Source organism: Methylobacterium sp. ARG-1, from assembly GCF_001262595.1.
Lineage (GTDB): Bacteria > Pseudomonadota > Alphaproteobacteria > Rhizobiales > Beijerinckiaceae > Methylobacterium > Methylobacterium brachiatum.
In genome coordinates, this window is sequence record NZ_LHCD01000028.1 from 52632 (window position 1) to 77258 (window position 24627).

The window sequence follows — 24627 nt, forward strand, 5'->3', positions numbered from 1 at the left end:
AGACGCGCAGAATCTGTTTCGGGCGCGCTCAGGGCCCGACGTGGAAGCGCTCTGGCTGGGTGCCGTCGGCATCGGTGAAGCCGTAGATCCGGGCCAGATCGCCCGCATGCAGCACCGTGCCGGCCCGGGCGGCGACGTTTGGATCGGCGGCCAGCGCGGCGAGCGCCCGGCCGGCATAGAGCGGCCCCTCGGTGGCCTGCGCGTCCTGCCCGAGATCGCGCGCCCGCTCGGTGGCGACGAAGCCCGGCGAGAGGCCCAGCGCGGTCACGTTGTAGGGCGCGAGTTCCCGCCCGAAGGCCAGCGCCAGCCGGTTGGTGGCGGCCTTGGCGGAATCGTAGAACAGGTCGCCGAGGTAATCCTCGGTCCCGAACGAGACCAGCGCGATCAGGCCGGTCCGCGCCGCCACCATGGACGGCGCGACCGCGCGGGCGAGCAGCAGCGCCGGAAGCGGCCCGGCCTGCAGGAAGCCCAGATACGGCTCGGCCGAGCGGCTCCAGAACGGCGTGCCCCAGCCGGCCCCGTCCGGGTAGCGCTCGCCGTCATAGCCCTCGTTGCCGCCCCAGACGCTGCAGGCCGCGACATCGATCCGCCCGAACCGGCGCAGCACCCAGTGGACCATCGAATCCGTGGCCCGCTCGGAGCGGTGGTCGCAGAGGTAATGGTGGCCGCGCCCCCCGGCCGCATCGACCAGGCGGGCGGTGTCCTCGATGGATTCCGGCCGCATCTCGGTGCGCGGGCCGGTCTCGCTGGAGCGGGCGGTGACGATCACGGTCGCCCCGGCCTCGCCGAGCGCCCGGGCCAGGCCCCGGCCGACGCCCCGGGAGGCGCCGGCCACCAGGCAGATTTTCTGGGACAGATCGGGGGGGCTGCTCACGCCGACGAAGCGGGTTTCGACCGCGCCGGGAAGGCGGCGAGCCGCTCCTGGGATTCGGGCGAGCGCAGCTGCGCGTCGAAGGCCCGCGCCTCCGCCTCCAGGGCCGCCTCGACCTGGGCCTGATCGCCGCGGATCAGCACCCGGGACGCCGCCAGGGCGCCAGGCGGCAGGGCGGCGAGCTTGGCCGCCTGGGCGATGGCCTGGTCCAGCAGCATGTCGGCCGGCAGCACGGCGTTGACGAGGCCCAGGGCCAGCGCCTCGTCGGCGTCGAGGGGCCGCGACAGGAGCAGCAGCTCCGTCGCCTTGAGCCGCCCGACCCGCAGGGGCAGCAGGTAGCTCGACGCCGCCTCGGGCACGAGGCCGAGCTCCACGAAGGGCATGCGCAGCCGCGCCGCCGGGCTCACAAAGACCATATCGCAATGCAGGCTGAGCGTCGCCCCGATGCCGACCGCGATCCCGTCGATCGCCGCAACCATCGGGGTACGGGTCCGGGCGAGCTGGCGGATGAAGGCCAGGGCCGGCGAGGCGCTGAAGCCGCCCGCGGCGCCGCCCATGAAGTCGGCGAGGTCGTTGCCGGCGCTGAACATCCCGGGCTGCCCGGCGAAGACCACGGCACCGGTCCGGTCCGAGGCGTCGGCCCCCGCCAGGGCCGCGCGCATCGCGTCGTACATCGCCCCGGTGAGCGCGTTCTTCTTCTCCGGGCGATTCAGGGTAATCAGGCGGACGCCGCCCTCCAGATCGGTGATCGTGACGGTCTCGGCCATGTCTGCCCCCCTCAAACCGCCAGTGCCAGCGCGGCGTCGTCCGTGAAGGCGCCGCCCGCGACGACGCTCTGTTCCAGGCCGCCCGCGGCCACCAGGAGATTCTCGGCGTAGAACCGGGCCAGCGCGATCCGGGCGGCATGGGCCGGGTCGGTCTCGCCGGCCTTCAGGACCGCCGACGCCGCGAGCGCGCCGCGCGCCAGGCAGGCGCCGCCCAGCACGAGGCCGAACAGACGCAGATACGGGGTCGCGCCGGCCAGAGCCGCGTTCGGGCGGTTCGAGGTCAGCGCCGCCAGCTGGTGGCTGGTCGCCCGATCGAGGTTGCCGATCCCGTCACGCAGCCGCGCCGCCATATGGCCGAGGGCGGGATCGCCCGCCTTGAGCAGGCCCTCCGCGGCCCGGCGCATCCAGGCGATCTGCGACCGGGCTGTGGCGCCGCCGTTCAGCGGCAGCTTGCGGGCGGTGAGGTCGATGGCCTGGATGCCGTTGGTGCCCTCGTAGATGCCGAGGATCCGGGCATCGCGCATCAGCTGGGCCGCCCCGGTCTCCTCGACGAAGCCCATGCCGCCATGAACCTGCACGCCGAGCGAGGTCACCTCGTTGGCGAGATCCGTGGAGAACGCCTTGGCCACCGGGGTCAGCAAAGAGGCGCGATCCAAGGCGCCCTGCCCTTCCGGCCCCCGGGACGCGTCGAGGGCGGCCGCCGTGAGGTAGCAGACGCCGCGGGCGGCCGCCGTATAGGCCTTCATGGTCAGCAGCATGCGCTGCACGTCCGGATGCGCGACGATCGGGCTCGTCGCCTCGGCGGCCCCGACCGCCCGGCCCTGTCGGCGTTCCTGTGCGTAGGCCAGCGCCCGTTGGGTCGCGGCCTCGGCGACGCCGACCCCCTGCAGGCCGACATTGAGCCGGGCCGCGTTCATCATCGTGAACATGCAGGCCAGCCCCTTGTTCTCCTGGCCGATCAGCCAGCCCACGGCACCGCCCTGGTCGCCGAAGGCCATCGAGCAGGTCGGGGAGGCATGGATGCCGAGCTTGTGCTCGATGCCGGAGCAGCGCAGGTCGTTGGCGGTCCCGTCGGGCAGGATCTTCGGCACCAGGAACAGCGAGATGCCGCGGGTGCCGGCGGGCGCATCGGGCAGGCGCGCCAGCACGAGGTGGACGATGTTGTCCGCCAGATCATGCTCGCCGTAGGTGATGTAGATCTTGGAGCCGATGATCCGGTAGGTGCCGTCGCCGGCCCGCTCGGCGCGGCTGCGCAGCAGGGCGAGGTCCGAGCCCGCCTGCGGCTCGGTCAGGTTCATGGTGGCGGGCCACTCGCCGGTGACGAGCTTCTCGAGATAGCGCGCCTTCAGATCGTCGGAGCCGTGCGCCGCCAGGGCCTCGATGCCGCCCTGGGTCAGAAGCGGGCAGAGGCCGAAGGCGAGGTTGGCGCCGTTCCACATCTCGGTGCAGGCGGCCTCGATCAGCTTCGGCAGGCCCTGGCCGCTATGGTCGGACTCGGCCGAGAGGCCGTTCCAGCCGCCTTCGGTGAAGGTGCGATAGGCCTCGCGCCAGCCGGGGGGCGTGGTGACGCGCCCGTCCGCGAACGGGGTGCCGTGCCGGTCGCCGACCCGGTTCAGCGGCGCGATCACTCCGGCGGCGATCCGTCCGGCCTCGGTGAGGATCGCCTCGGCGTCTTCGGGCTCGACACCGTCCAGCCCGGCCACGTGCCGAAGGGTGAACAGCATCTCGGGAACGGGGGCGCGGTAGCTCATCGGGTGGTCGCTCCTCTCGGCCCGCCCGCTCGTTCGGCCCGGGGCGGGTTTGACCGCGCCCGGGCACCGGGGCTACGGCGGCCCCAGGATAGGCGCGCGACGGGCGCGCCGCCATCATTTCGCGCGACGGCTTCTCGCATGAACGATTCCGGGTCAACGGTCCCGGCCGCGACCCGGCGGCTCGATCCCGACGCGGCCGGCCTCGCGCAGGCCGCCGCGCTGCTGCGGGCCGGCGCGCTCGTGGCCTTCCCCACCGAGACGGTCTACGGGCTCGGCGCCGACGCCACCGACCCCGCCGCGGTGGCGCGGATCTTCGCCGCCAAGGAGCGGCCGCGCTTCAACCCGCTGATCGCCCACCTGGCCGACAGGGACGCCGCTCTCGCCGAAGGCAGCTTCGACGAGGCCGCCCGTCGCCTCGCCGAGGCGTTCTGGCCGGGCCCCCTGACCCTGGTCGTGCCGGCCCATGCGGGCACCCACGTTTGCGATCTGGCCCGGGCCGGGCTGCCCAGCGTCGCCCTGCGGGTCCCCGGGCATCCGGTCGCCTGCGCCCTGCTGGAGGCCGTCGGCCGGCCGGTGGCGGCGCCCTCGGCCAACCGGTCGGGCCGGGTCAGCCCGACACGGGCCGAGCACGTCCTCAACGACCTCGCCGGGCGGATCGCCGGGCTGCTCGACGGCGGCGACACGCCGGTGGGGGTCGAATCGACAGTGGTGGCCTGCTTAGGCGGACCGCCACGCCTGCTGCGGCCGGGCGGGATCACCCGGGCGGCGCTCCGCGCGGTCCTGGGCTTCGACCCGGCCGCCCCCGAGGCGGCCGATGCCGACAAGCCGGCCGGCCCCGGCATGCTCGCGTCGCATTACGCCCCCCGGGCGCGGGTTCGGCTCGACGTGGAGCGTGTGGAGCCCGGCGAGGCACTGCTGCTGTTCGGGGGCGGACGACCCGAGGGTCACGACCGGGCGCGGGCGGTGCTGAACCTGAGCCCGGCAGGCGATCCGGCCGAGGCGGCGTCCCGCCTGTTCGGGGCGTTGCGCGACCTCGACGCGGCCGGCGCCGCCACGATCGCGGTCGTGCCGATTCAGGCGGAGGGCCTGGGCGAGGCGATCCGGGACCGTTTAGCCCGAGCGGCCGCCCCGCGCTGACAGAAAAGTATTTTCATCACTGCTGTGGAACAGATCCCGGCATGGATCGTTCATTGATCACGAAGGCCTTCTCAGCCCCCAAATGGCCTTTTTCCTTCAAGGCTCGGAGCAATCCGAGCCTTTTTTCTTGTCTTGCTCCGTTCCGAGCCACGCTGCGACCGAGACGGCCCTCGGTGGCGAATAGCGCGCCGGATCAGGCGAGCTTGGCCGCGATCCCGGCGACATGGCGGCCCTGGAACCGGGCGCCGTCCAGCTCGACCGCGCTCGGCTGGCGCGAGCCGTCGCCATCCGCGATCGTGCTGGCGCCGTAGGGCGTGTTGCCCTTCACCGCCTCGACGCCCGTCTGGCCCGGGAACGCGTAGGGCAGGCCGACCACCACCATGCCGTGGTGGAACAGCACCGTGTGGAAGCTCGTCAGCGTCGTCTCCTGGCCGCCATGCTGGGAGGCCGTGGAGGTGAAGACCGAGCCGACCTTGCCGATCAGGGCGCCCTTCATCCACAGGCCGCCGGTCTGGTCGATGAACTGCTTCATCTGTGAGGCCATGTTGCCGTAGCGGGTCGGCGTGCCGAAGATGATGGCGTCGTACTGCGGCAGCTCATCCACGGTGGCGATCGGCGCGGCCTGATCGAGCTTGAAGTGATTCTGCCGGGCGACCTCCTCCGGCACCAGTTCCGGCACGCGCTTGACCACCGCCTCGGCCCCGGCCTCGCGGGCGCCCTCGGCGACGGCATAGGCCATCTGCTCCACATGTCCGTAGGTCGAGTAGTACAGCACCAGAACCTTGGCCATCGCGCGATCTCCCGTCTCGGGTTGCGGAATGCCGCCGGGCTTCCCCGACGGCACGATGGCCTTTCCATCGCGCGTTTTGTGCTTTGCAAAAATGCCCTTCGGCGCAAGAGCGCGCTTGCAGCCATGCAAGAGAGTTCGCGTGTCGCTCGATTGGGACGAGTTTCGCTTCGTGAAGGCGGTCGCCGACCGGGGCGGCCTGACCGCGGCTGCGGCGCAGCTCGGCATCAACCACTCCACGGCGTTCCGGCGCCTCGGATCGATCGAGGCCCGGCTCGATGTGCGCCTGTTCGAGCGCCTGCGCACCGGCTACGTGCCGACCCCGGCCGGGCTGGCGATGATCGAGGCGGCGGCCCGGATCGAGACCGACGTCGCGAGCTTCTCCCGGACGGTCGCCGGCCAGGATCAGACGCCGTCGGGCGAGTTGCGCGTGACCGCTCCGGTCAATCTCGCATCCACTCTGCTGATGCCGATCCTCGGATCCTTCTGCGACCGCTATCCGCAGATCCGCCTCGACCTGATCCTGGCCGAGGAGGCGCTGAACCTGTCGCGCCGGGACGCCGACGTGGCGATCCGCGCCAGCCGGAACCCGAGCGAGACATTGGTCGGGCGACGCCTGACCGGGATCGCCTGGGCGGTCTACGGGCGGGCCGGGCAGACCTACGGGGACCTCGCCGACGCGTACTGGGTGGTCCCCGGCTCGGCGGTCGCAGCCTCCCTGTTCACGCCGTTCGTGGCGGAGCGCGCGCCGGCCGAGCGGGTACGGCTGCGGATCAACACGGTGACTGGCTTGACCGCCGCGGTGGCGGCGGGGATCGGGATCGGCCCGTTGCCCTGCTTCGAGGGCGATGCCGACCCGATGCTGCGCCGCCTGTCGGGCCCGCATCCGGAGATCGGCGCCGACCTGTGGATGCTGACGCATCCCGACCTGCGCCATGCCGGGCGGGTGCGGGCCTTCATGGATCACATGGCCGAAGCGATCCTACCGCTGCGGCCGCGCTTCGAGGGCCGGTAGCCGCGTTCAGGCGCGGACCTCGACGACCTCGACCTCGTTGCCGTTGACCTCGACGACGTCGCCAACGCTCTTGCCGGTGATCGCCCGGGCCAGGGGTGCCACATAGGAGATCGTGCCCTTGTGCGGGTCGGCCTCGTCCTCGCCGACGATGCGAAAGGTCTGACGGGTCTCCTTGCCGGACTCGTCCTCGCGCAGGATCGTGACGGTGGAACCGAAATGCACGGTGTCGCCGCTCATCGGCTCGACCACCTGGGCGGTGTTCTTGCGCGCCAGCCAGTAGCGCAGGTCCCGGCCGATCCGGGAATCCTCCGCCTTGTCGGCGTGGTCCAGGGTGGACAGTTCCTTCTCCAGGCGCGCGACCTCAGCCTCGATCTGCGTCAGCCCTTCCGGGGTGACAAAGTTCGCGTGCGGCGAGATCGGACGATCGGGCAGGTTCTCGAAGGCTTCTCCACCTTCGGTCTCTTTGAGGAATGCGACGCTCATAAGGAATGCAATGCGGCAGGAACGGCAGAGGTTCCAGCCGGCACCGCCCGCGTCTCTGCGAAGACATCGGGCGCGAACTGTCGAAGAAGGTGAAGGCTTGGCGTTCCGCGACGCGCGACATTCGTGCAGAAGGCCTGCTCTTCGAAGGATCTCCGGAGCAGCCGATGTCGTCCCCACCCTTTTCCGAGGCCATCGCGGCCAACCGCAAGGCTTGGGATGCTTCCGCTCCGCTTCACCGGGCGGATCCCACCTGGGATCGACTGACCCGTCATTTTGCCAGCAACCCGAACTTCTCCTGGTTCGACCCACCGATGCAGGCGGCCCTGCAGGCGATCGGGCTCGCGGACAAGACGGTTGCCCATCTCTGCTGCAACAACGGCCGGGAGACCGTGTCGCTGATGAATCTCGGCGCCCGGGCGGCGGTGGGGTTCGACCAGTCGGAGGCGTTCCTGGATCAGGCCCGGGAGCTGGCCCGGATCGCCGGCCGCGCCTGCCAGTTCGTCGCCGGCGACGTGCACGCGATCGACCCGCACTACGACGCCAGCTTCGACCTCGTGGTGATCACGATCGGCGTGTTCGGCTGGATGCCGGACCTCGCCCAGTTCATGGCGGTTCCCGCGCGGCTGCTGCGCCCGGGCGGCCGGATCCTGATCCACGAGGAGCACCCGATCGCGAACGTGTTCGAGCCGAAACAGGAGCCGGCGCTCCTCGTCCGGCACTCCTACTTCCGCGACGCGCCCTTCGTGGGCGAGACCGCCATCGTGTACGGGGACGGCCCGGCACCAGAGGTCGGGCCGCATTACTGGTACGTGCATCCGATGAGCCGGGTGATCGAGGGCCTGATCGGCGCGGGGCTCGCGATCGAGCGGTTCCAAGAATTCCCGGACAACATCAGCACCACCGCCGACGAGCCCCTTTCGGCCGGCCGGCTGCTGCCGCTGAGCTACCTGCTCCAGGCCCGGAAAGGGCCCTAGCATCGAGCGCTCTAGCCGACCTCCACCACGGTGCGGCCCCGGATCCGGCCGGCTAGGATCTCCGGACCGAGCCGGCCGACCTCCTCCAGGCGAACCCGGCTCGTCATGCGGGCGAGCGTGTCGAGATCGAGTTCCCGGGCGAGGCGCGCCCAGGCCTCGCGGCGCTTGGGCTGCGGGGTGGTGACGCTGTTGATCCCGAGCAGCGAGACGCCGCGCAGGATGAACGGCGCCACGGAGGTCGGCAGGTCCATGCCCTGGGCCAGCCCGCAGGCCGCCACCGCGCCGTCGGATCGGGTCTGCGCCAGCACGTTGGCCAGGGTGGTCGAGCCCACCGCGTCGATGCCGGCCGCCCAGCGCTCCTTGCCCAGCGGCTTGCCGGGCTTGGATAACTCCGCCCGGTCGAGGATCTCGGCGGCGCCGAGGCCCTTGAGGTAGTCGGCCTCGCCGTCCCGGCCCGTGGAGGCGATCACGTGCCAGCCGGCCCGGGCCAGCAGTGCCACTGCCACCGAGCCGACGCCGCCCGAGGCCCCCGTGACGATCGCGGGCCCGTGCGCCGGCGTCAGCCCATGCGCGTCGAGGGCCATCCGGGACAGCATCGCGGTGTAGCCCGCCGTGCCGATCGCCATGGCCTGTTCGGCGGTCAGCCCCTCGGGGAGCGGAACCAGCCAGTCGCCCTTGACTCGGGCGCGCTCAGCGTAGGCGCCCAGATGCGTCTCGCCGATGCCCCAGCCGGTGAGCACGACCGCGTCGCCGGGCTTGTAATCCGGGTGATCCGAGGCCTCGACGATCCCGGAGAAATCGATGCCGGGAATCATCGGGAAGCGGCGCACCACGGGCGACGTGCCGGTGAGCGCGAGCCCGTCCTTGTAGTTCAGGGTCGAATGCGTCACCCGGACCGTGACGTCGCCCTCCATCAGGTCGGCATCGTCGAAATCCCGGAAGGCGAGACTCTGTCCGGCCTCGCCCTTGTCGACCACCCAGGCCTTGAACGTCCCCATCACCACCTCCCATGCATGCGCCGTGAGGTGTCGCCGGGACGTCCGGAATCAAGCCGGCCGGATCAGTAGCCGTCGTACCGGCTGCCGGTGGAGAAGCCGAGGCCGACGCCGATATCGGCCGAGCTGGCGCCCGTGATGCCCACGGCGTCCGGGATCGACCCGACCAGGGGCCCGCCATAGGACGCGGCGCGGTAGCCACCGCCATAGCCGCCGCCGACCGGCACCCAGCCGGCGCGGGCCGGCGCCACCAGGACGCGCCGGGAGACGGAGGCGTATTCCGGCGGGATGGTCTCGGGGATCGACTGGGCAGGCCGCACCAGCACGGTCCGGGTGCGCAGGGCGAAGCGCGGCGGCGTGGTGACCCAGCAGCCGATCAGCTCGCCGCCGGGACCGCGGCTCGTCTGCCAGACGCGACCGCCGGGCGAGACCAGCACGCGCTCGGATACGGTGTCGTAGACCGGCGGCGTGGTGCGGTAGACCGTGCGCGGCGGCCGCACCAGCACGTTCTCCTGCACCGTGTCGTAGACCGGCGGGGATGTGACGTGGCGGTAGCATTCGGAGCCGTAGCAACCGCCGGCCTGCGCAGGGGCGGCGAACAGCAGGCCGCCGAAGACGGCGGCGAGAAGGGTGGAGCGTGCGACCGGCGCGGTCATGGAAGTCCTCTGGTACGCGGTACGGGCGAGATGCTGCGCAAAGGCGGCGCTCGTCTCGACGCACTACAGGCCAGACTCGTTGCCCGGTTCGCAAGCAGAGTTCAAAAGGAAGGTAAAATTAACCCTCGGTTTGGACTGCTTAGCGATCGACTACCTAGGTAAGATTCTATCGAAGAGCGTTACCATTCCTTAGCGCCGCTCTCGAAGGCGGCGCTAAGGAACCCGACAGGGACTCGGAGTGCCCTGATCGGCGCCTCTCCAACCCGCCCCCTCATCCTGAGGCGCCCGGGGATCGAAGATCGCCGGGCCTCGAAGGAGCCCCCCAAGGGGCGCCGTGATCCCTGGGGGGCCCTTCGAGGCCTCCGCTACGCTCCGGCGCCTCAGGATGAGGGCGAGAGTGGGAAAGATCGGTCGAACAGACCCTCAGGTCTGCCCGGGCTTGAGCTGGTAGAAGATGTGCCGCCCGATCACATCCATCTTGCGCAGGCGGCGCGCCCAGCCCGGCCGCACGTAGTCGGCGTGGTAGTGGGTGGCGGCGCCGACCTCGGCCAGGTAGGTCCGGCCCTCGATCACCGAGCGGGCGATCCGGGTCGCCGATTCCCAGGCGCCGGCATCGGTGATGCGCAGGGACTTGCCCTCGCAGGCGAAGGAGAACTGGCAGCCCATGTAATGGTGCCGGTTCTGGTAGACGACGCCGCAGACGCTGCTCGGGTAGAGCCCGCTCTTCACGCGGTTGAGGACCACCTGGGCGACGGCGGCGCGGCCGGCCTCGGATTCGCTGCGGGCCTCGAAATACACCGCTTCCGACAGGCAGCGCTGCTCCTTGTCGAGGGAGTCCGGATCGATGAGGTCGGCGTAGCGCCGGCGCGCATCCTCAGGCACCGATTGCAGGGTCTCCGGGCGATCGGGACGGATCGCGAAATCGGGCAACGCCAGGCTCGCGGCCGCCACCTCGATCGGGATCGCGTCGGCCGGCGCGGGCGTGGTCGAGGACAGGGCCACGGCCCGGGGCACGGGCGGGGTCGAGCCGTCGAAGCGGCGCTCGGTCTCGCCATCCTCGGTAAGGTCGGCACTGCCCTCCCCCGTGGAGGCGGCGCTGCCGGACCCCGTGGTCAGGCCGAGATCGGGCACCGGCACGAAGCCGGCTTCCGGCTCGGCCTCCGGATCCCAGACCGCCGAGCCCGCGCTCAACACGCCGCTGACGCTGCCGGTGACGTCACCGAACACCAGGGCGGCGCCGGTCTCGCGCAACGCGGCGGCACGGCGGGCGAAGCTCGCAGCCGGCGGCTGGGACGGGCCGCCCTTGCCGTCCCGCTGTACCACCGGGAAGACATGCGCGCCGGTCTTGAGCACCGCCTGGAGCGGCTCGTCGGCGCTGCGCCGCAGGACGGAGCCGATCAGCGCCGTGCCGGGCGGCAGGGCCGGGACCGTGAAGGCGTCGATCGCCCCGAGCCGGCTCGAGCCGATGGCGTTCTCGGTCCCGGCATCCGCCGTGAACGAGACCAGCAGGCCGAGCCCCGCCAGCCAGGGCGTGAAGGCGGCCGAGAGCCAGCGCAGGCTCGATTCCCGTCGTCCTCGTCTCGCACGCACGGCTTCAGACCCGTTCCGACCAACCCCATCCGCGATCCTGCGCGCCGAAGACGGCGGTTCCGGTGCGGCCCGGGATTTATCGGCCGGTATGGTTGAGGTCGGGTTAAGCACGGCCGCTCAGGCGCGTCCGAACCGGGACGGTGCTCCCGCCCGAGCGGACCTCAGCTGCCGGGCGATTCGAGGCGGGGCGCCCAATCCTCGACCGCGCCGCGTTCGAGACGCCGCCGGGCCAACGCCCGCCAGGAGGGGGACAGCGCGTCGAGCGCCGCGATCCCCGCGAGGGCATCCCGATCGGTCCACGTAGAAGGCCCGCAGGAGCCGGGCGAGTGGCCAGGCCGGGTGGGGCCGTTCGACCAGGCGCAGGCGGTCGCTCGCCGCGATCGCCCCCGGCTCGACCACGCGGTAACCCGGCCTACGGGGTGCGAGCGCTGATACCCGGGGCCGACGGCCGGGCCGGCTCGCTCTACGTCGTCGAGCCGGGGGACGCGTTCCTCACCCAGGACCGGCCGAGCCATGGCGGCCAGGAGATCGCCTACGTGCTGGAGGGCGCGGTCGAGCTGGCGGTGGCGGACCGGCTCATCACGCTGCGGGCCGGCGACTGCGCCACCTACGCGGCCGGCTTGCCCCATCGCCTGCGCCGGCTCGACGGGCGCAAGGCCGCCGTGCTGATCTTCGTCGCCGGCTGACCGGAGCCGGCAAAAAGAAAGGGCGGCCTTTCGGCCGCCCCTCCTGTGTCCGGCGCTCCCGATCCGATCACTCGGCGGCGGGGGGCAGCTCCTCGATCGGATCCGCGGCGCTGCCGGCCTGCTTCTGCTGCAGGATCATCGCGTCGCGACGGCGCGCCACGGCGCGGATGTCGGCCACCATCGAGCCCGTGCCTGCCGGGATGAGCGACCCGACGATGACGTTCTCCTTGAGGCCTTCCAGATGGTCGACCTTGCCGTTGACCGCGGCCTCGGTGAGCACCCGGGTCGTCTCCTGGAACGAGGCCGCCGAGATGAACGACTTCGTCTGCAGCGACGCCTTGGTGATGCCGAGCAGAACCGGCACGCCCTGGATCGGCTTCTTGCCCTCGGCAAGCAGCTTCTCGTTGTACTCGGTCAGCTCCGTGCGATCGATCTGGTCACCCGCGAGGATGTCCGAATCGCCACCGTCGGTGACTTCGACCTTCTGCAGCATCTGCCGGACGATGACCTCGATGTGCTTGTCGTTGATCGACACGCCCTGCAGCCGGTAGACCTCCTGGATCTCGTTGACGAGGTAGGCCGCGAGTTCCTCCACGCCCTTGATCGCCAGGATGTCGTGTGGGGCTGGGTTTCCGTCGACAATGTAATCGCCGAGTTCCACCACGTCCCCGTCCTGCAGGTGGATGTGCTTGCCCTTCGGGATCAAGTACTCCACCGCCTCGGAGCCGTCATGCGGCGTCAGCGTGAGCCGACGCTTGTTCTTATAGTCGCGGCCGAACGCGATGGTGCCCGACTTCTCGGCGATGATCGCCGCGTCCTTCGGGCGCCGCGCCTCGAACAGCTCCGCCACCCGCGGCAGACCGCCGGTGATGTCGCGGGTCTTGGCCGAGTCGGTCGACACACGGGCCAGGATGTCGCCGGCATTGACCTTCGCCCCGGGATCGAAGCCGATGATGGCGTCGACCGGCAGGAAGTAACGGGCGTCCGAGCCGCGCGGCAGCTTGAGCGCCTTGCCTTCCCTGTCGACCACGACCATCGCGGGCTTCAGATCCGAGGTCCGGGCCGAGCCGCGCCAATCGACCACCACGCGCTTGGCGATGCCGGTCGACTCGTCGGTGGTCTCGGTCATGGACTGACCGTCGACCAGATCCTCGTAGGCCACGATACCGTCGACCTCGGTGAGGATCGGACGGGTGTAGGGATCCCACTCGGCGATCCGCTGGCCGCGCTTGATCTTGTCGCCCTCGTCGACCCGGAGTTTAGCGCCGTACTGCAGGCGGTGGACCGCCCGCTCGACCCCGTCCGACCCGACGATCACGACCGCCACGTTCCGGCCGGTGGCGATCAGGTCCCCGTCAGAGTTCTTGGCGATGGCCCGGTTGCGGATCTTGATCGTGCCCTCGAAGCTCGACTCGATGAACGACGAATCGGCGATCTGCGCGGCGCCACCGATGTGGAAGGTGCGCATGGTGAGCTGGGTGCCCGGCTCGCCGATCGACTGCGCCGCGATGACGCCGACCGCCTCGCCCATGTTGACGGGCGTGCCGCGGGCGAGATCGCGCCCGTAGCAGGTGGCGCAGACGCCGCTCTTGGTGGCGCAGACCAGCACGGAGCGGATCTTAACCTCCTGGATGCCCGCCGCCTGGATGGCCGGCAGGTGCCGCTCCTCGATGGTCTCGCCAGTCTTGACGATCACCGTGCCGTCGGCCGCAACCAGATCCTCGGCCGTGGCGCGGCCGAGAATGCGGGTTGCCAGCGTCGCCACGACCTGGCCGGCATCCACGATGGCGCGCATCTTGATGCCGTTGGTCGTGCCGCAATCGACCTCGCGGATCACGGCGTCCTGGGCCACGTCGACGAGGCGGCGGGTCAGGTAGCCGGAGTTGGCGGTCTTCAGGGCGGTGTCGGCGAGGCCCTTACGGGCACCGTGCGTGGAGTTGAAGTACTCCAGCACGTCCAGACCTTCCTTGAAGTTCGAGATGATCGGCGTCTCGATGATCTCGCCCGAGGGCTTGGCCATCAGGCCGCGCATGGCGGCGAGCTGCTTCATCTGGGCGGGCGAGCCACGGGCACCCGAGTGGCTCATCATGTAGATCGAGTTGACCTGCTTGTCGGCGCCGTGCTCGTCCTTCTGGACGCTCGAGATCCGGTTCATCATCTCGGCGGCCAGCTTGTCCGAGCACTTGGCCCAGGCATCCACGACCTTGTTGTACTTCTCGCCCTGGGTGATCAGGCCGTCGTTGTACTGCTGCTCGTAGTCCTTCACGAGCGTACGGGTGGTGTCGACAATCGACCACTTGTTGTCCGGCACGACCATGTCGTCCTTGCCGAACGAGATGCCGGCCTTGAACGCGTGGTTGAAGCCGAGCGCCATGATCCGATCACAGAAGATCACCGACTCCTTCTGACCGCAGTGGCGGTAGACGGTGTCGATCATCGCCGAGATCTCCTTCTTGGTCATCAGCTTGTTGACGACGTCGAAGGGAACCTTGGCGTGCTTCGGCAGGGCGCCGGACAGGATGACCCGGCCCGGGGTGGTGTCGTAGGTCTGGGTCAGCGGCTCGCCGTCCGGGCCGATGCCGGTCCAGCGCCACTTGATCTTGGTGTGCAGCGACACGGTCTTGGCCGCGAGCGCGTGCTCGAGCTCGCCCATGTCACCGAAGACGCCCTGCATCGGGTTCTTGGCGTTGTCGGCCTTGAATTCGCCCGGCGCGCCGTCGGCCACGATCGACAGGTAGTAGAGGCCGAGCACGATATCCTGCGACGGCACGATGATCGGCTGACCATTGGCCGGGTGCAGGATGTTGTTGGTCGACATCATGAGGACGCGCGCTTCCAGCTGCGCCTCGAGCGACAGCGGGACGTGCACGGCCATCTGGTCGCCGTCGAAGTCGGCGTTGAACGCGGCGCAGACCAGCGGGTGCAGCTGGATCGCCTTGCCCTCGATCAGCTTCGGCTCGAAGGCCTGGATGCCGAGGCGGTGCAGCGTCGGCGCGCGGTTCAGCATCACCGGGTGTTCGCGGATCACCTCGTCGAGGATATCCCAGACCTCCGGCTTTTCTTTTTCGACCAATTTCTTGGCCTGCTTCACCGTCGCCGAGAAGCCCTTGGCGTCGAGGCGCGCGTAGATGAACGGCTTGAACAGCTCGAGCGCCATCTTCTTCGGCAGGCCGCACTGGTGCAGCTTCAGCTCGGGGCCGACGACGATGACCGAACGGCCGGAATAGTCGACGCGCTTGCCGAGCAGGTTCTGGCGGAACCGGCCCTGCTTGCCCTTCAGCATGTCGGCGAGCGACTTCAGCGGGCGCTTGTTGGCACCCGTGATGACGCGGCCGCGGCGGCCGTTGTCGAACAGCGCGTCGACGGCCTCCTGCAGCATCCGCTTCTCGTTGCGGATGATGATGTCGGGCGCGCGCAGCTCGATCAGCCGCTTGAGGCGGTTGTTGCGGTTGATGACGCGGCGGTAGAGGTCGTTCAAGTCGGAGGTCGCGAAGCGGCCGCCATCCAGCGGGACCAGCGGGCGCAGGTCCGGCGGGATCACCGGGACGACGGTCAGGATCATCCACTCCGGCTTGTTGCCGGACATCTGGAACGCCTCGATGATCTTGAGGCGCTTCAGCAGCTTCTTCGGCTTCAGCTCGGAGGTGGTGACCGCGATCTCCTCGCGCAGATCGTTGGCGATCTTGTCGAGGTCGAGCTCCTGCAGGATGCGCCGGATGGCCTCGGCGCCGATCATGGCGGTGAACGAATCCTCGCCGTACTCCTCCTGGGCGCGCAGGTACTCCTCCTCTGACAGGAGCTGACGCTCCTTCAGGGGGGTGAGGCCCGGTTCGATGACGCAGTAGGACTCGAAGTACAGGATGCGCTCGAGGTCCTTGAGGGCCATGTCGAGCAGCAAGCCGATGCGCGAGGGCAACGACTTCAGGAACCAGATATGCGCGACCGGGGCGGCCAGCTCGATATGGCCCATGCGGTCGCGCCGGACGCGCGCGAGGGTGACCTCGACGCCGCACTTCTCACAGATGACGCCCTTGTACTTCATGCGCTTGTACTTGCCGCACAAGCACTCGTAGTCCTTGATCGGCCCGAAGATGCGCGCACAGAACAGGCCGTCGCGCTCGGGCTTGAAGGTCCGGTAGTTGATGGTCTCGGGCTTCTTGATCTCACCGTACGACCAGGAGAGAATCTTCTCCGGCGACGAGATCGAGATCTTGATCTGATCGAAGCTGACCGGCGTGGCCTGCTGGTTGAAAAGGTTCATGACCTCTTGGTTCATGATCCGCTCCTTGTTGACGCCGGTTGCCCCGCGCCGGGCCCCCGTGTCCTGAAAAAGATCCGGCGCCGCGCCCCGTTCGAGCGCCGCTGACCGTCGTCACCGGAGGCCCCGCCCCTCCCCGCTCGACCGTGGCGGCCCGAGGCCGCCACGGGAGGTGTTTGCGACGCCGCTACTCGGCGGCGTCGGCGGGCGGCTCCAGCTGGTCGTTGGCGGCCTTCTTGGAGGACGTCAGCTCGACGTTGAGGCCAAGCGAACGCATCTCCTTGACGAGCACGTTGAACGATTCGGGGATGCCGGCCTCGAACGTGTCGTCGCCGCGGACGATCGCCTCGTAGACCTTGGTGCGGCCGGCCACATCGTCCGACTTCACCGTGAGCATCTCCTGCAGCGTGTAGGCCGCGCCGTAGGCCTCCAGCGCCCAGACCTCCATCTCGCCGAAGCGCTGACCGCCGAACTGCGCCTTGCCGCCCAGCGGCTGCTGGGTGACGAGCGAGTACGGGCCGATCGACCGGGCGTGGATCTTGTCGTCCACCAGGTGGTGCAGCTTCAGCATGTAGATGTAGCCCATCGTCACCTTGCGGTCGAAAGGCTCACCGGTCCGCCCGTCGTAGAGCGTCGACTGCGCCGAGCGGTCGAGGCCGGCCATCTCAAGCATCTGCTCGATGTCGGCCTCCTTGGCGCCGTTGAACACCGGCGTGGCCATCGGCACGCCGCGACGGACGTTGTTGCCGGCCTCGGCCAGCTCCTCGTCGGTCAGGCCATCGAGCTCGCCCGGAGAGTAGATCGCCGTCATCTCCTCCCGCAGCGGGGTGATGTCCTGGGTCTTCAGATAGGCATCCACCGCCTTCGACACCTTGCGACCCAGGCCCGCAGCCGCCCAGCCCAGATGGGTCTCCAGGATCTGGCCGACATTCATGCGCGAGGGCACGCCCAGCGGGTTGAGCACGATGTCGGCATGGGTCCCGTCTTCCAGGAACGGCATGTCCTCGATCGGCACGATCCGCGACACGACACCCTTGTTGCCGTGACGGCCGGCCATCTTGTCGCCCGGCTGGATCTTGCGCTTCACCGCCACGAAGACCTTGACCATCTTCATGACACCGGGCGGCAGCTCGTCGCCGCGCTGCAGCTTCTCGACCTTGTCGAGGAAGCGCTGCTCGAGGCGCTTCTTCGACTCGTCGTACTGCTTCTGCATCGCCTCCATCTCGGTCATGAGACGGTCGTCAATGACGGCGAACTGCCACCATTGCGAGCGCGGGTAGTCGTTGATCAGCTCGCGGGTGAGCGTGGTGTCCTTCTTGAAGCCCTTCGGGCCAGCCACCGGCGCCTGACCGATCAGCACGTCCGCCAGACGGGCGTAGGTGTTGCGGTCGAGGATCGCCTGCTCGTCGTCGCGGTCCTTGGCGAGCCGCTCGATCTCCTCGCGCTCGATCGCCTGAGCACGCTCGTCCTTGTCGACGCCGTGGCGGTTGAACACCCGGACCTCGACGATCGTGCCGGTGACGCCCGGCGGCACCCGCAGGGAGGTGTCGCGCACGTCCGAGGCCTTCTCGCCGAAGATGGCGCGGAGCAGCTTCTCCTCCGGCGTCATCGGGCTCTCGCCCTTCGGGGTGATCTTGCCGACCAGGATGTCGCCGGCATTCACCTCGGCACCGATATAGACGATGCCGGCCTCGTCGAGGTTCTTGAGCGCTTCCTCGGAGACGTTCGGGATGTCGCGGGTGATTTCTTCCGGCCCGAGCTTGGTGTCGCGGGCCATCACCTCGAATTCCTCGATGTGGATCGAGGTGAACACGTCATCCTTCACGATCCGCTCGGAGAGCAGGATCGAGTCCTCGAAGTTGTAGCCGTTCCACGGCATGAACGCGACGAGCACGTTCCGGCCGAGGGCCAGCTCGCCGAATTCCGTCGACGGACCGTCGGCGATGATCTCGCCCTTCTTCACCGGCTCGCCGACGCGGACCAGCGGCTTCTGCGTGATGCAGGTCGACTGGTTCGAACGCTGGAACTTCTGCAGGCGGTAGATGTCGACGCCCGGCTTGGTGGCGTCGGCCTCCTCGGTGGCTCGGATGACGATACGGGTGGCGTCAACCTGATCGACGATGCCGGAGCGGCGCGCCGCGATGGCTGCGCCGGAATCGCGGGCGACCACGGCCTCCATGCCGGTGCCGACGAACGGCGCGTCGGCGCGCACCAGCGGCACGGCCTGCCGCTGCATGTTCGAGCCCATGAGGGCGCGGTTGGCGTCGTCGTTCTCGAGGAACGGGATCAGCGCCGCGGCCACCGAGACGAGCTGCTTGGGCGAGACGTCCATGAGGTCGACGCGCTCCGGACCCACGACGATCACGTCGCCGGCCCGGCGGCAGACCACGAGGTCTTCCGTCAGCTTCTTGTTCTCGTCCATCTGCGCGTTGGCCTGGGCGACGTAGTACTTCGCCTCCTCCATGGCCGAGAGGTAGGCGACCTCGTCGGTGACCACGCCGTCGCGCACGCGGCGGAACGGGGTCTCGATGAAGCCGTACTTGTTCACCCGGGCGAAGGTCGCCAGCGAGTTGATCAGGCCGATATTCGGGCCTTCCGGCGTCTCGATCGGGCAGATGCGGCCGTAATGGGTCGGGTGCACGTCGCGCACCTCGAACCCGGCGCGCTCGCGGGTCAGACCGCCCGGGCCAAGCGCCGAGAGGCGGCGCTTGTGCGTTACCTCGGAGAGCGGGTTGGTCTGGTCCATGAACTGCGAGAGCTGCGACGAGCCGAAGAACTCGCGCACCGCCGCTGCCGCCGGCTTGGCGTTGATCAGGTCCTGCGGCATCACCGTGTCGATATCGACCTGGCTCATGCGCTCGCGGATCGCGCGCTCCATGCGGAGCAGCCCGAGGCGGTACTGGTTCTCCATCAGCTCGCCGACCGAGCGCACCCGGCGGTTGCCGAGATGGTCGATGTCGTCGATTTCGCCCTTGCCGTCGCGCAGCTCCACCAGCGCCTTGACGACCGCCAGCATGTCCTCCTTGCGGAGGGTGCGGACCGTGTCGGCGGCGTCGAGGTCGAGGCGCATGTTCATCTTCACGCGGCCGACCGCGGAGAGGTCGTAGCGCTCGGAATCGAAGAACAGCGAGTGGAACATCGCCTCGGCGGTGTCGAGCGTCGGCGGCTCGCCGGGCCGCATGACCCGGTAGATGTCGAACAGCGCGCCTTCGCGGTTCGAGTTCTTGTCCACCGCCAGCGTGTTGCGGATGTAAGGGCCGACATTGACGTGGTCGATGTCGAGCACCGGCAGCTCGGTGATGCCGACCTCTTCGAGGCTCTTCAGGAGCTTCTCGGAGATCTCCTCACCCGCCTCGGCCCAGATCTCGCCGGTCTCGGTGTTGACCAGGTCCTCGGCGATGTACTGGCCGACGAGATCCTCGTCGGTCGCCTTGAGGAACTTGGTGCCCTTCTCGGTGATCTGCCGGGCGTTGCGGGCATTGAGCTTCTTGCCGGCCTCGAGCACGACCTCGCCGGAATCGGCGTCGATCAGGTCGACGGTGGCCTTCATGCCCTTCATCCGCTCGGGGTCGAACGGCACGCGCCACTCGGCGCCGTCGCGGTCGTAGACCACGCGGTTGTAGAAGGTGGACAGGATCTCCTCGCCGTCGAGGCCGAGCGCGTAGAGCAGCGACGTCGCCGGCAGCTTGCGCTTGCGGTCGATGCGGACGTGCACGATGTCCTTGGCGTCGAACTCGACGTCGAGCCAGGAGCCGCGATACGGGATGATGCGGGCGGCGAACAGGAGCTTGCCCGAGGAGTGGGTCTTCCCCTTGTCGTGGTCGAAGAACACGCCCGGCGAGCGGTGCATCTGCGAGACGATGACGCGCTCGGTGCCGTTGACGATGAAGGTGCCGTTCTCCGTCATCAGGGGCATGTCGCCCATGTAGACGTCCTGCTCCTTGATGTCCTTGACCGACTTGGCCTGGGTGTCCGGATCGACGTCGAACACGATCAGCCGCAGGGTGACCTTCAGCGGGGCCGCGAAGGTGATGCCGCGCTGGCGGCATTCGTCGACGTCGTATTTCGGCTGCTCGAACGTGTAGCGCACGAATTCGAGCAGGGCCGTCGAGGCGAAGTCCGAGATCGGGAACACCGACTTGAACACGCTCTGGAGGCCCTCATCGCCGCGGCCGCCCTCCGGCTCGTCGACCATGAGGAACTGGTCGTAGGATGCCTTTTGAACCTCGATGAGGTTCGGCATCTCGGCGACTTCCTTGATCTTGCCGAAGAACTTCCGAATGCGCTTGCGACCGACCAGCGTGTTGGCCATGTGAACTCGCTCCATCCCGCGTGCCTCGCGCCCGGGGAAGCGTTCCCGAAAGGGACCTCCCGCGCCGGGCCGTAACGCGCGCCCCGCCGGACCGCGCCACCGAACCGAATCTCTCTGGCCCGTTTCAGGGCCCTCCGCCGAAGCGGCCTAAAGCCCGCGGGTGCTGCACCCGCGGGCTCCAGTCACGACAGGCCCTAAGCGGACCTCCGTGGGGTGATGGGCCGGAACCGGCCCATCGTCGACTTACTTGAGCTCGACCTTGGCGCCAGCCTTCTCGAGCTGAGCCTTGAGCTTCTCGGCCTCGTCCTTGGCGACGCCTTCCTTGACCGGCTTCGGAGCGCCCTCGACCAAGTCCTTGGCCTCCTTGAGGCCGAGGCCGGTGATCGCGCGGACCTCCTTGATGACCTCGATCTTCTTGTCGCCAGCGGCGGCGAGCACGACCGTGAACTCGGTCTGCTCCTCGACGGCGGCGGCGGCGCCACCGGCGGCCGGGCCAGCGGCGACGGCGACGGCAGCAGCAGCCGAGACGCCCCACTTCTCTTCGAGCATCTTGGCCAGGTCGGCGGCCTCGAGAACGGTCAGCGAGGACAGGTCGTCGACGAGCTTGGCAAGATCAGCCATTTTCAATTCCTCTCAGATATCGGTTCGAACGATTGGTTTTTGAAGGGCCTCAAGCGGCCTCGTCCTTGGTGGCGTAGGCCCCGAACACGCGGGCGAGCTTGGCCGCCGGCGCATTGACGACCTGGGCGATCTTGGTCGCGGGCGCCTGTACGAGGCCCACGATCTTGGCGCGCAGTTCGTCGAGGGACGGGAGCGAGGCGAGAGCCTTCACGCCGTCCGGGTTCAGGGTTGTCGTCCCCATCGCGCCGCCGAGAATCACGAGCTTGTCGTTCGTCTTGGCGAAATCGACCGCGACCTTCGCGGCTGCGACCGGATCGCCGGAATAGGCGAGCAGGGTCGGGCCCTTCAGGAGCGGCTTGATGGAGGCGACGTCCGTACCATCGAGTGCGATGCCGGCGAGGCTGTTCTTGGCGACCTTCACGGTGGCGCCGGCCTGCTTCATCTGCGAACGCAGCTTCTGCATGTCGGCCACCGTGAGGCCCTTGTAGTGGGCCACGACGACGACGGCGCTCTGATTGAACACGCCGTTGAGCGTCGAGACGAGGTCAGCTTTTGCTGTCCGGTCCACTGGGCTCTCTCCGGTTGGCGGAACCCGGTCTCGGGTCCGCCGGTTGCACATGCCGCCCGGACGTCGTCTCGGCCTTCAAGAGACCGGGAACGTCCGAACGACGCTTCGCGGCCCTGTCCCCGCACGTGCCCCCTGGGGGCCGCTTCGGGCGAGTTGGTTCAAACCGACACCTCTCTGCGGCGTTTGCCGGAGCGAGGCTTTTCCGAAGTTCGGTCTTCCCCGTCTGTGCAGGCTGGTCTTTGATTAAGCCGGCGAACCGGCACCTGCAGTCTCGGACAGGACATGGCCGGACAAGGCTCCGCGGGGCTTGGCGCCCTCTGGATCCTGCCGGCCTTTGCCACCCGGTTGCCCGGGCGACATTTCATGCGGAAACCGGCCGATTGGCCGTCTCCTTCCGTGAGGATGAAATGCGTAAGGCGCGGTGTATAGAGGCTAGCACGCCGCCTGCCAAGGGCCGAAGCACGACTTTTCCGCCGCAGGCAAAAGCCCGTGGGGAGATCGGCTTCGGACGGAGGGTCAGTCGGGTTCAGCTCGGCCTTCATCCTAGGCAAAGGCTCGATCCTGGAGCGCCGGCGCTCCAGGATCGAATCAAGATCGATGTCGGTGGGGCCGCCCAGCCCCGCAAAGGCGACCCGTTACGCTAGGCCGCCTCACGCTCCGGTGCCAGCTTGCGCCGGGCATTCTCCCACCACGAGCGCCGCCGCGCATCCTCCGCCTCTGCGGCCTTGGCGGCGTAGAACGAGGCGTTGTGCTCGCCCCGCAGCGCCTCGCGGGTGAAGCGGATCAGGTGGTGGGCAACGAAGCCCATGTTGAACACCGCCTCGATCTGCCCGCGCTTGAGCGCGTAGCCGGCGGCGCTCCAGAAGGGCCTGCGGTAATCCGAGAGCAGCCCGACCCGCGTGATGATGTTGAAGCCAAGGATCAGGCCGCGACGCAGGTTCGTGAAGGTGAGCTTGCCCTTGGTCGGCGTCTTGATCCGGTTCGGGTAGGTGGTCTGGCACTGGTGCTTGAACCGGGAGAAGAGCTGCTCCGGCTCGTAGGCGTGGGCGATCGCCCGGCGCCAGCTTGCCACGACGGTGTCGTGCGGGCGCTTGAACAGCACGTTCGATTCCAGCGCCGCGTCGTGAACCAGCCGGCCCTCGCGCTCCAGCCGGTCCCAGAGCGGGGTCTTGGGCAGGGCCTGGAGCAGGTTGATGGTCAGCACCGGGATCGCCGACTTGTCGATGAAGTCGATCAGGTTCTGCTCCGACTTGTCGCTGTCGGAATCGAGCCCCAGGATGATGCCCGAGGTGACTTCGAGCCCGTAGGAATTCAGGGTCTCGATCGCCTCGTACATCGGCACGGCGGCGTTGTGGGTCTTGTCGATGCCCTTGAGCGCGTCCGCCTCCGGCGTCTCGATGCCGACGAACACGGTCATGAAGTTGGCCTGGCGCATCAGCTCGAGGATCTCGGGCTGCTTGGCCATGTTGAGGGTCGCCTCGCAGGCGAATTGCAGCGGGTAGTTGTTCTTCTTCTGCCACTCCACGAGATGGGGCAGCATCTCGCGGGTCGCCTTGCGGTTGGCGATGAAGTTGTCGTCGACGAAGTAGACCACCGCCGGATGCCCGGGCTGGCTGATGATCGCGTCGAGCTCGGCGCACATCTGCTCGGGAGTCTTCAGCCGTGGCTGGCGGCCGTAGAGCTGCGGGATGTCGCAGAACTCGCAGCGATACGGGCAGCCGGAGGAGAACTGGAGCGAGCCGATCAGGTAGCGCTTGAGCGGGGCCGCCTCGTAGGCCGGGGCCGGGAAGTCCGAGAGCGCCAGCCGCTCACCGGTCTCGAACACGACCTGCTGGGTCGGCCGGGCGACGTCGGCATCGAGCCGCTCGATCAGCCGGTCGGTGGCGTCGCCGATCTCGCCGACATGGAGATAGTCGAAATCCGGGTATTTCTCGCGCGCCCCGGATACCGAGGGGCCGCCCAGCACCGCGACCTTGCCGGCCGCATGGGCGCGCCGGCCGATATCGTGGATCTGGCCCTCCTGGATATGCATCCCGGAGACGAACACGGCGTCGGCCCAGGCGAAATCCTGGGCGGAGGCGCGCCGGATGTTCTCGTCGATGAAGCGGTACTCCCAGCTCTCGGGCATGTAGGCCGCGATCACCAGGAGGCCCTGCGGGGGCATGAACGCCTTGACGCCGCCCATCAGCGGGTAGGCGTGCGAGAAGGTCCCGAACGAGGGCGTGTAGGCGGGGAAGACGCACAGGATGCGTCGGCGGGTCGTGACGGAGACAGTGCTGCGCATGACGCCTATCTAGCACAGCCGTGCGGGATGGCGCCCCCCTTCCATGCTGAGAATAACGTGATGGATCGAACCACCGTGGGGAGACCAGGCTGACGCGTCGCGCACGAAAAACGCCCGGCCGTTTCCGGCCGGGCGCTTCAAGCACACTCGATTCGAGGCGGGCTCAGCCTCAGGCGGTCAGGACCGTGTTCGGCTCAACCTTCACGCCCGGGCCCATCGTCGAGGTGACGGCGATGCGCTGGACATAGGTGCCCTTGGCGCCCGCGGGCTTCGCCTTGGCGACCGCGTCGGCAAACGCCTTGATGTTCTCGACGAGCTTGTCGGCGTCGAACGAGACCTTGCCGACGCCGGCATGGACGATACCGGCCTTCTCGACGCGGAACTCCACCGAACCGCCCTTGGCGCCGGCCACGGCGCTCTTCACGTCCATGGTGACAGTGCCGACCTTCGGGTTCGGCATCAGGCCGCGCGGGCCCAGAACCTTACCGAGACGGCCGACCAGCGGCATCATGTCCGGGGTGGCGATGCAGCGATCGAACTCGATCTTGCCGCTCTGGACGATCTCGAGGAGATCCTCGGCGCCCACGATGTCGGCGCCCGCCGCCTTGGCGTCGTCGGCCTTGGCGCCGCGGGCGAAGACCGCCACGCGGACCGTCCGGCCGGAGCCGTTCGGCAGGTTGCAGACGCCGCGGACCATCTGGTCGGCGTGGCGCGGATCGACGCCGAGATTCATCGAGACCTCGACGGTCTCGTCGAACTTCGCGGTCGCCCGCTCCTTGACCAGCTTGATCGCCTCGTCGAGCGGATAGAGCTTGGTCACCTCGATGCCCTCGCGGGCGGCGCGGATGCGCTTTCCTTCGCGTGCCATGATG

The 24627-nt window shown here is 68.9% G+C and carries 19 protein-coding genes; 4 read left to right on the forward strand and 15 right to left on the reverse strand.

Going from position 1 to position 24627, the window contains the following annotated elements; all coding sequences use genetic code 11:
* Positions 1 to 28: 28 nt before the first annotated feature.
* Genes AKJ13_RS21980 through AKJ13_RS21990 form a run of 3 tightly spaced genes read right to left on the reverse strand, consistent with a single transcriptional unit; the run spans position 29 to position 3389 of the window.
* Positions 29 to 835, reverse strand: a complete 807-nt coding sequence (locus AKJ13_RS21980) for an SDR family NAD(P)-dependent oxidoreductase (protein ID WP_050735318.1) — start codon at positions 833 to 835, stop codon at positions 29 to 31.
* A gap of 35 nt (positions 836 to 870) precedes the next feature.
* Positions 871 to 1638 carry an enoyl-CoA hydratase-related protein gene (locus tag AKJ13_RS21985; RefSeq protein ID WP_050735273.1) on the reverse strand — a complete coding sequence of 256 codons (768 nt, stop codon included), beginning with the start codon at positions 1636 to 1638 and terminating at the stop codon, positions 871 to 873.
* An 11-nt stretch (positions 1639 to 1649) separates the two neighbouring features.
* On the reverse strand, positions 1650 to 3389 hold the full coding sequence (locus AKJ13_RS21990; protein ID WP_050735274.1) for an acyl-CoA dehydrogenase: 1740 nt from the start codon (positions 3387 to 3389) through the stop codon (positions 1650 to 1652).
* A 138-nt stretch (positions 3390 to 3527) separates the two neighbouring features.
* Here AKJ13_RS21990 and AKJ13_RS21995 point away from each other — a divergent pair, with 138 nt between their 5' ends.
* Positions 3528 to 4526, forward strand: a complete 999-nt coding sequence (locus AKJ13_RS21995) for an L-threonylcarbamoyladenylate synthase (RefSeq protein ID WP_050735275.1) — start codon at positions 3528 to 3530, stop codon at positions 4524 to 4526.
* Between the two features lie 193 nt (positions 4527 to 4719).
* On the opposite strand, the gene wrbA is transcribed toward AKJ13_RS21995, so the two are convergent.
* Positions 4720 to 5316, reverse strand: coding sequence for an NAD(P)H:quinone oxidoreductase (gene wrbA, locus AKJ13_RS22000; protein ID WP_050735276.1), 597 nt, complete (start codon positions 5314 to 5316; stop codon positions 4720 to 4722).
* A gap of 139 nt (positions 5317 to 5455) precedes the next feature.
* On the opposite strand from wrbA, the gene AKJ13_RS22005 reads away from it, so the two are divergent.
* Complete coding sequence (locus tag AKJ13_RS22005) at positions 5456 to 6328, forward strand: LysR family transcriptional regulator (protein WP_050735277.1); 873 nt, start codon at positions 5456 to 5458, stop codon at positions 6326 to 6328.
* A gap of 6 nt (positions 6329 to 6334) precedes the next feature.
* Here AKJ13_RS22005 and greA read toward each other — a convergent pair whose 3' ends face one another.
* Positions 6335 to 6811, reverse strand: a complete 477-nt coding sequence (greA, locus tag AKJ13_RS22010) for a transcription elongation factor GreA (RefSeq protein ID WP_050735278.1) — start codon at positions 6809 to 6811, stop codon at positions 6335 to 6337.
* 164 nt (positions 6812 to 6975) lie between these two features.
* Here greA and AKJ13_RS22015 point away from each other — a divergent pair, with 164 nt between their 5' ends.
* The gene (locus AKJ13_RS22015) at positions 6976 to 7785 is read left to right on the forward strand and encodes a class I SAM-dependent methyltransferase (protein WP_050735279.1); all 810 of its coding nucleotides are present in this window, start codon (positions 6976 to 6978) and stop codon (positions 7783 to 7785) included.
* A gap of 11 nt (positions 7786 to 7796) precedes the next feature.
* Here AKJ13_RS22015 and AKJ13_RS22020 read toward each other — a convergent pair whose 3' ends face one another.
* The 4 genes from AKJ13_RS22020 to AKJ13_RS33295 all read right to left on the reverse strand — a co-directional run bounded on the left by AKJ13_RS22020 (position 7797) and on the right by AKJ13_RS33295 (position 11541).
* The gene (locus AKJ13_RS22020; protein WP_050735280.1) at positions 7797 to 8783 is read right to left on the reverse strand and encodes an MDR family oxidoreductase; all 987 of its coding nucleotides are present in this window, start codon (positions 8781 to 8783) and stop codon (positions 7797 to 7799) included.
* 62 nt (positions 8784 to 8845) lie between these two features.
* Positions 8846 to 9436: a hypothetical protein gene (locus tag AKJ13_RS22025; RefSeq protein WP_050735281.1), complete on the reverse strand. Its 591-nt coding sequence runs from the start codon at positions 9434 to 9436 to the stop codon at positions 8846 to 8848.
* Positions 9437 to 9859: 423 nt separating this feature from the next.
* Entirely contained in the window at positions 9860 to 10960 is a 1101-nt protein-coding gene (locus tag AKJ13_RS22030) for a cell wall hydrolase (RefSeq protein WP_050735319.1), read from the reverse strand.
* 227 nt (positions 10961 to 11187) lie between these two features.
* Entirely contained in the window at positions 11188 to 11541 is a 354-nt protein-coding gene (locus AKJ13_RS33295; RefSeq protein ID WP_348270961.1) for a 3-alpha domain-containing protein, read from the reverse strand.
* Here AKJ13_RS33295 and AKJ13_RS22035 point away from each other — a divergent pair.
* Positions 11446 to 11712: a cupin domain-containing protein gene (locus AKJ13_RS22035; protein WP_050735282.1), complete on the forward strand. Its 267-nt coding sequence runs from the start codon at positions 11446 to 11448 to the stop codon at positions 11710 to 11712. The genes AKJ13_RS33295 and AKJ13_RS22035 overlap by 96 nt on opposite strands.
* Before the next feature lie 67 nt (positions 11713 to 11779).
* On the opposite strand, the gene rpoC is transcribed toward AKJ13_RS22035, so the two are convergent.
* The 6 genes from rpoC to rplA form a co-directional block, all read right to left on the reverse strand.
* The gene (gene rpoC, locus AKJ13_RS22040; RefSeq protein WP_050735283.1) at positions 11780 to 15988 is read right to left on the reverse strand and encodes a DNA-directed RNA polymerase subunit beta'; all 4209 of its coding nucleotides are present in this window, start codon (positions 15986 to 15988) and stop codon (positions 11780 to 11782) included.
* A 169-nt stretch (positions 15989 to 16157) separates the two neighbouring features.
* Complete coding sequence (gene rpoB, locus AKJ13_RS22045; RefSeq protein ID WP_050735284.1) at positions 16158 to 20282, reverse strand: DNA-directed RNA polymerase subunit beta; 4125 nt, start codon at positions 20280 to 20282, stop codon at positions 16158 to 16160.
* A gap of 243 nt (positions 20283 to 20525) precedes the next feature.
* The gene (gene rplL, locus AKJ13_RS22050) at positions 20526 to 20903 is read right to left on the reverse strand and encodes a 50S ribosomal protein L7/L12 (RefSeq protein WP_007566046.1); all 378 of its coding nucleotides are present in this window, start codon (positions 20901 to 20903) and stop codon (positions 20526 to 20528) included.
* A 49-nt stretch (positions 20904 to 20952) separates the two neighbouring features.
* Complete coding sequence (rplJ, locus tag AKJ13_RS22055; protein WP_050735285.1) at positions 20953 to 21471, reverse strand: 50S ribosomal protein L10; 519 nt, start codon at positions 21469 to 21471, stop codon at positions 20953 to 20955.
* A 640-nt stretch (positions 21472 to 22111) separates the two neighbouring features.
* Positions 22112 to 23755, reverse strand: a complete 1644-nt coding sequence (locus tag AKJ13_RS22060; protein ID WP_050735286.1) for a DUF4070 domain-containing protein — start codon at positions 23753 to 23755, stop codon at positions 22112 to 22114.
* A gap of 169 nt (positions 23756 to 23924) precedes the next feature.
* Positions 23925 to 24623 carry a 50S ribosomal protein L1 gene (gene rplA, locus AKJ13_RS22065; protein WP_007566052.1) on the reverse strand — a complete coding sequence of 233 codons (699 nt, stop codon included), beginning with the start codon at positions 24621 to 24623 and terminating at the stop codon, positions 23925 to 23927.
* Positions 24624 to 24627 lie beyond the last annotated feature (4 nt).